The sequence below is a fragment of the Candidatus Omnitrophota bacterium genome, assembly GCA_028716165.1.
In the GTDB taxonomy this organism is placed as follows: domain Bacteria; phylum Omnitrophota; class Gorgyraeia; order JABMRG01; family JABMRG01; genus JAQUQI01.
On sequence record JAQUQI010000002.1, the window covers coordinates 249,281 to 257,009 of the forward strand.

General features: G+C 43.9%; 1 protein-coding gene. It reads right to left on the reverse strand.

All coding sequences use genetic code 11. The features are described from left to right. Positions 1–7,729 (reverse strand): hypothetical protein (locus tag PHV77_02590; protein MDD5504186.1); only part of this gene is annotated, 7,729 nt, incomplete at both ends.

The window sequence follows — 7,729 nt, forward strand, 5'->3', positions numbered from 1 at the left end:
GCTTCTAAAGATCCCCATTTTGCTTTCAGAAGCTGGGCTCTGGCAATATCTGCCGCCGCAAAGTTGCCTTTCGTATCCTTCACAACGCCTAAAGCTGTAAACTGCTCAGATAAGCCGTCTATCATCGCGTCGTAATCTGCTATCGCTGCGTCTAATGTGCCCTGAGGATCTGTAAGTTCTTTGACCGCTTCTAAAGATCCCCATTTTGCTTTCAGAAGCTGGGCTCTGGCAATATCTGCCGCCGCAAAGTTGCCTTTCGTATCCTTCACAACGCCTAAAGCTGTAAACTGCTCAGATAAGCCGTCTATCATCGTATTGTAATCGGCTATTTCTTGATCTGATGTAACCGTAGAAAGAAGGGGAATACCTTTCTCATCGCAAATAAACTCGTCTTTTTCGTTAAGGGAATAGGTTTTGCGTGTTAGGGTTTGTGTGGCAACCGCATCGCCGTCATATACTATATCGGAAGCTATCTCAAGGTTCCTTAATGTTATCTCCGTGCCATTGGGCATCCGGCCGGTAATCTCCACAGCGGTTGTTTGGCTTATTACCCTGTTTTGGGCATCATAGTCAATACCGTAAATATACCTTTTGCTGACTGTTTCCTTAATTTGACCTCTATCATCCTTGGAGTAGGTGGTTGTCGTTATAGTTTGGCTCTTTATCCTGTTGAACTGGTCATAGACTATATCGCTTATCTCTTCAGCGTAATCCATAAAGCCGTCTATCGTGCGCGTGGTCTTTTTACTCGCGATAATATTGGTGCCATTTTTATAGAATATATCGGTTGACACTATTATCGTTTTATCTTGCGTAGCCGTTTTATCTTGTGTAGTCGTTGTATTTATGATCCTGTCTTTATTGTCATATGTAAATTTTTGTTTAACATTATCGTCCTTGTATGTAACGGTAATGCTCATGCTTATCATGACACCTTTGTTATCTTTGTAAACCTCTACAGCGGCATATGCCTGGTTAACATCGGTGAAATAACCGTCAAGGAAAAATTGAACGGCAAGCTTTTCGGCTGAAGTGGCTTTTTCGGCTGTTGTGCCAAGCGCCTTGAAGGCCTCTTCCTCAATCACAGCGGCCCAAAATGAATTAAGGCTCCCCTCTTGCGCTATTCCGGAAAAGCGCGGAGCTTTGTTCAATACACTGGAAAGCTGGTCTGTCTTCCTGTCGCCAAAGGCCGCGAAATAATCGTCAACATCTTTACAACGGCCTAAGTCAACTTCGTTAAATTTCCTTGTAAGGCTTAAACCGTTTTCTATATCAGATAAAGCCATGTCAAAATCGCTGGAATGGCCCTCCGCAACGCGCAGGGCGGCGCCAATTTGTTTATCATTTGCCGATTTTATGTCTATGCCGGCGCCGGAGAGTATTTCTTGGATGCGCCTGTAATTACCAATCTTTTCTAATCCTTCATTCACACTGCCGAATATTTTATTCTCAACCGCCTTTGCCGCCAAAATCTGATCGTTGCCGGCGTCAGAAATATCTATACCTTCTTCTTTAAGCAAGGCCTCCAGCTTCTGGAAATAACCTAAAGCGCCGAGGGCTTCGTCAAAATTATTAAATAAGCCGTCTATTGTCATCTGACCGGCCAACAGGTGATTATTGCTGGCCTTGGCAATGTCAATATTATTGGCCTTTAACAAAGAGCTCATTTTATTATTGTTTGCAATAGCCGCTAAAGCGGTATCCAAATCGTTAAACATGCCTCTATAGACAAGCTGGGCGGCATATTTTTGCTCATATGAGGCAATTTCAAGGTTAACACCTGACGCGTTCAGTATAGACTCTATCCGCTGATAATGATCAAGGCCTTCCTTGGCCGAGGTGAGATCACTATAAAGCCCGGCTTGGACAAGCGTAGCGCATACTGCGTTTTCATTTGTAGCATCTACTATATCAATATTATTTGAGGCAAGAATATCTTTTACTCCTTGATACGCTTTTACAGCCGCAGAGGCTTCATCTAATGAGGTATAGTCATTATTAACAACAAGCTGGGCGGCCTGTTTTTGGGCTTTATCAGCATCTATAATCGCAATATTGTTTTGTTTAAGGACATCCTCTACCAGACGGTAATTATTTACGCCTCTGACAGCGTCTGCCATTGAGCCAAATGTCCCGTCAATTGTAAGCTCGGCGGCCCATTTTTCATCGTCAGTCGCGGATTCATGAGTCTTGTTTATTGATTTTAGAGCATCATTGTATAGAGTCTGCAAAAAGATATCATTTGCCATTTCTAATCCAGCTTCTGATATGATACCTTTGGTATCAGGATCAGCCCCATATAGCGGGATAGAGTCAAGCCGGCTTGAAAGGCCACTGAAAGCTTCGGATGTGTTGCCAGAGTATCCTGCCTGATTAGCAAGATACTCATATACAGCGTCTAAGGCATCTTGAGGCTTGGAATATTTATTTTCAGTATCATTAGCATAGAGCTCGGCGGCCCATTTTTCATTGTCCGTCGCGGATTCATGAGTCTTGCCTATTGATTTTAGAGCATCATTGTAGCGAGTCTGCAAAATGGTATTCTTTGCTATTGTGAATCCGGCGCGTGATATGGTACCTTTGATATCAGGATCAGGCCCATATAGCGGGATAGTGTCAAGCCGGCTTGAAAGGCCACTGAAAGCTTCGGATGTGTTGCCAGAGTATCCTGCCTGACTGGCAAGAGATGCATATACAGCGCTAATAGCCTTTTGAGGCGTAGGATATTTATCTCCAGTATCATTAGCATAGAGCTCGGCGGCCCATATTTGAATATCTGAAGCCCTATTGTGGTTAGTATCATATATTCCTAAAGCTTCGGCGAATTTCTCGCCCCAGGCTTCGGCTTCTTGTTTGAAGGAATCAATTTCTTGTTCATAATAAGCATCTTGCAGGTTCAATAATCTATCCGCTGTTTGAGCGACATTAACAATATAATATACGGCGCCATATTGCTTATCTGTCATCGTCCCGGCCTCATACGCGAATTTCTCCATAACAGACTTTTCCAGTTGTTTGGTTTCAAGATAGGTGTTAATAGCGTCTAAGGCATCGTAAACGTCATCATATCTGCCTTCAGTATCATTGACATAGAGCTCGGCAGCCCATTTTTCATTGTCAGTCGCGGATTCATGAGTCTTGTTTATTGATTTTAGAGCATCATTGTATAGAGTCTGCAAATAGACATCATTTACCATTTTTAATCCGGCTTCTGACATGATACGCTTGATATCAGGCTCAGGCCCATATAGCGGGATAGAGTCAAGCCGGTTTGAAAGGTCATTAAAAGCTTCGGATGTGTTGCCAGAGTATCCTGCCTGACTGGCAAGATACTCATATACAGCATCTAAGGCATCTTGAGGCGTAAGATATTTATTTTCAATATCATCAGCATAATTCTCGGCGGCTGTTTGAAGAAGGACATCTTTATCTGTAAGGTCATCAAGGGTCTTTCCTTCAAGGGCAATGACCTCCATATATTTTTCAACCCATAGTTCAGCATCTTTTACAGTCTCATAGTTTCCATCAGCATAACGCTGGGCGATAAATATCTCTTTGCTATTAGCACCATCATAAGTGGTCCCTAATGTTGTAAACGCATCAATAAACCTTTCAGCCCATGGATTTGCCTTAGCGAGAATTTGATCTCTTATTTCAGGCGACTCCCCCTTATCTGATAATAATTTAGCTTTTAATTCCTCATTACTCATAATATACGATATAACAGCTTTCTGCTTATCATCAAGAACGCCCTTAAATTCCAATTTAGCGGCAATCTGCGCGCGGACAGCCTGGTTAGCCACGTAAACCTTGGCATACTCAATGGCAGCGTCAGGGTTTTTGAATTTGCCTTTAGTATCATTGGCATAGAGCTCGGCGGCTGTTTGAAGAAGGATATCTTCATCTGTAAGGTTATCAAGGGTCTTTCCTCCAGCGATAATGACCTTTTCATATTTTTCAACCCATTCCGTAGCTTTCGCGACAGTATCAAACTTTTCTGCAGCATAAAGCTGGGCAATAAATCTTTGCTTGGTTGTGGCATTTGTTAAATTGGTGCCAAGTTCTGTTAAAGTTGATACATATCTTTTTGCCTTATTTTGTATAGACTCCACGGCAGACTTTATTGCCTGTTTATCCTGGAGATTTTCCGCGACAGAAATAAGTCTCATAAAATTGGCATCATCCATGGCGTATTCAAGAGCCAGCATTTGGACAGCGTCTGGGCTGGTAGTACCAAAGCCCAAGTAGTCAATAGCCACCTGGATCAGCATTAAGGCTATGGCAGGGGTCTCGCACGATCCTGTCGCGTAAAGCTCGGCGGCTTTTTCAAACTTGTTCTTATCAGGATGATCGGCAAGCTTGCCTTCTTCCACACCATAGGAACGGATAGCAAAAACCCACTCTGCCGCTTTATTCATAAGCTCCTGTTTTTTAGCAGTCAATTTCGGATCGGTATTCGGATTAAAAAGTATATCCCGATTTGCCTGGACCATTGACATAAACTCTTCATCATTTATTGCGTAAGTTAACAACCTGCGCTGATAATCGGTCAGATTACCTTCGGGTATTGCAAGGAGTTGCATGGCGGCCTTTTGGTTTTTTAACTCTTCTAAATATGATTTGGCCGCTTTGTAGTCCCAGTTCTGATCAGCCATATGCGTCGCTTGGCTAAGCTGGTCATCGGTAGCAGTAGCAATAGTGGACGGGACCCCTTTTTCGGTCCTGAAGAATTGACGCAGCATCTTCTCGATATCGGATACTTTCTTTTTCGCGGCATCCACTGCTTTTGCTAAAACAGGCGATATCGTTTTGCCATCGCACATTATATCAGCCGCTATCTCGGCAATAAGCCTCTGAACTTTTGTGGCATTGTCTTTTGTAACAGGCGCCGTCTCCGTTCCCTGCAAGGCGAGAGCATCATTGTAAGCGTTTATCCACTTTTGCGCCTCGTCCCATGTACTGCTTTGCCCGTTTTTAACGCTCTGGGCAGCCCAATACTGGTCTGATGTAGCGTCTTTTGGGTCAATATTGTTTTCTTTAAGGATATTCTTAAGAGCTTCTATATATTCTATCGCTTTTTCATAACTTGTAACACTGCCGTTAGCCCAAAGCTGGAAGGCCCATCTCTCTTCTCCGCTCAATTCGTCTAATGATTTGCCCTCTTCTTCAAGCTTGTCCAAAAGAGCTTGTGCCTTTTCATAGGCTTGATCTCTTTCCAGTTCTAGGTCTTCCATCAGGAATTCAATAGCAAGCCTGTCCACTTCCGAAAGGTTTTCCAGATCTTTTTCTTCAAAGCCCGCTCTTTGCGCCGCTTCAAGATAATCCTCATAATCCTGCGTGTTCCTTCTGCCTCCGCCGCCTCCGCCACCTCCGCCGCCATTACCTGATTCGTCCTTGCCGAGGCTATTACCAAACTTATCCCATGTCTCGGTTACCGTATAAGGAGCTTGGCTTGATCCGTCTGTTGATTGAGATTCCGAATGATAGTAACGCTTGGTGCCAAGGCAGTCATATTTTTGCGTACTGCCGCTAGTATAAGCATTAGGATCAGGTTCTTCATATTCGCCCTCTTCTTTCGGCACTCGCCCATGGCGCCGCGGATCATCATCTTCTAAATCATCCGGTGTAGGTGTTGGCGGTTGAGGTTTGCCTTTTCTGATACGCCTGCCTGTATCATCATCAAAATCATCCTCGTTGTTTTGCCCATCGCCCTTTGTACCGCTTGTCTTAGTTGTCACAAGCATAGAACCGTCAATATATGTAGTGGTAGTGCTTGTGGTTTTTGATTGTCCGCCGTCAGAGCTATTGGTAACCGAGTTTGATGTAGCAACCGAAGTGCCGTCGGCAGAATAGGTTATCGTTGTTTCCGTATAGCTGGTGCTGGATTCGTCTTTTGAATTGGAGGAGCTTGATTCTGTTTTTTTGCCGCTTACCCTTCCGTTTGCGTCATATGTATATGTTGTAGTTGCTGTAGTAGTCTCGGTAACCTTTTTGCCGTCTTTGTCCTCACCGGGGCCTACAACCTTGGATGTCTCCGAAAGAACAAACCCCAAACTATTACGAGATTTTATCTCAACCTCTGTATATGTGTGTTCAAGGGTAGCCTTGGGTGAATCATAACTTCTGCCGCGAACCGTATCCGTATCGCGGGCAGTGTTGGTTGAATCAACTTTATAGCTTTTGAGATTACCTATATGATTTTGATAAACTCCCGACCAGCTTGATGTAGTATACGCGCCCGCGGTGTCAAAGCCAAGCATGTCGGCACAGCTTATGCCATACCTTGTCTCGCTGTAAGCGACAAGCATGCCGTAACTGTCATATGTTGTTGATGTCCTGGCAACCGCCGGTATCTCATGCCCGTTGGCCCTTGCATCTATCCTGAATGTCAGCATCCTCTCGTGCAGGTCGTATGTTATACCGGAATAAACGCTTACCGTGGTTACGCCTAAGTTTGACACAGTCTCCGTATAGCCTGTCGCCTGGCCCATGTCATTATATGTGGTGGCAGTCCTGCTTATCTGGGTGGTATTACTGTAACCTGCGCCTGATTCGGTTATTGTCTTCTTGAATGCCGATGGCGCTGTATCGCCGTCTAAATCATAAACCATGTCATATGCATGGACATTTGTAGTAATGCCGTTAAGGCTGGATGTGATAGTCTCACGGTATTCACTGACATTGCCCAGATAATATTTTATACCAAAGCGCCGGGTATGCGTTGTCTTGGTATAGTTACCGGCAGTCTCGGCAATATCCATCTGATATGCTGTTATCTGCCTGAAAGCGTCCCTCACAATGCCGTACATATGCTGTGTTGTTACAAGGCTATCCTCTCTTATTGTGGTGGTCTGATCGGTAATATCACCTGTAGCAGGGTCCCATTTATTAATGACCAGCTCCTCTGTCCTTATAAGAGTATTCTGCTTCCAAAACTGTGTTGTGGTCTTCTTGGCTCTTAAGGTATCCTGGTCATAGGCAATAGATATCTTGCGCGTTTCTTTCAGAACGCCCTGGGCCGTATATTCACGGACCTCCTGGCCTGACTCCATATGGTTAATGTCCCTGGATACTATCAAAAGCTCCTCGCGCCTGATAAGTTTATCGTTTTTGTTATATGTCAATGTCTCACTACTTAATAAGAGGCCCAGATTATCATAGGTTATATTATTCACCTGTTGCTTGTATATTATCTGGGAATCCATTGAGACAACGTTATGATGCGACTTGATTCTGTCAAAATTATCATAAAGAACATTGCTCATCTGCCTTGTCTGATATATATTACCGCGCGCGTCTTTGGTAACAATGGTCTGGGCATTCATTCTGTCTTGATTGTCATATGTAATTCCCGACATCTCTTCAATGAATATAATGTCACTGCCTGCTGACGCGGTGGAATTGTCAAGGGTCTTATATTGTACAATCTGTCCCGAAATGCGGTCTTCGGAATCATATGTCATATTGGAAATTGACAGCCTTTCAAGTACCTCACTACGGGAACGCGTAATTATATCCTGCGAACTGATCATATCCTGCGAATCGTATGTGATGTTTGATATCTCTTGAACATTGATCAAGTTCTGGTCTGAATCATCGGCGAATGTTGCTATTGTCTGGGAAGCTACCCTGTCTTCAGAGTCATAAGCTATATCTGATATGACCTGCTTATTAATAACCTGGTTTAATCCAAGGTCATTGTAGGTTACAACAGTCTGGCCGCTTAACA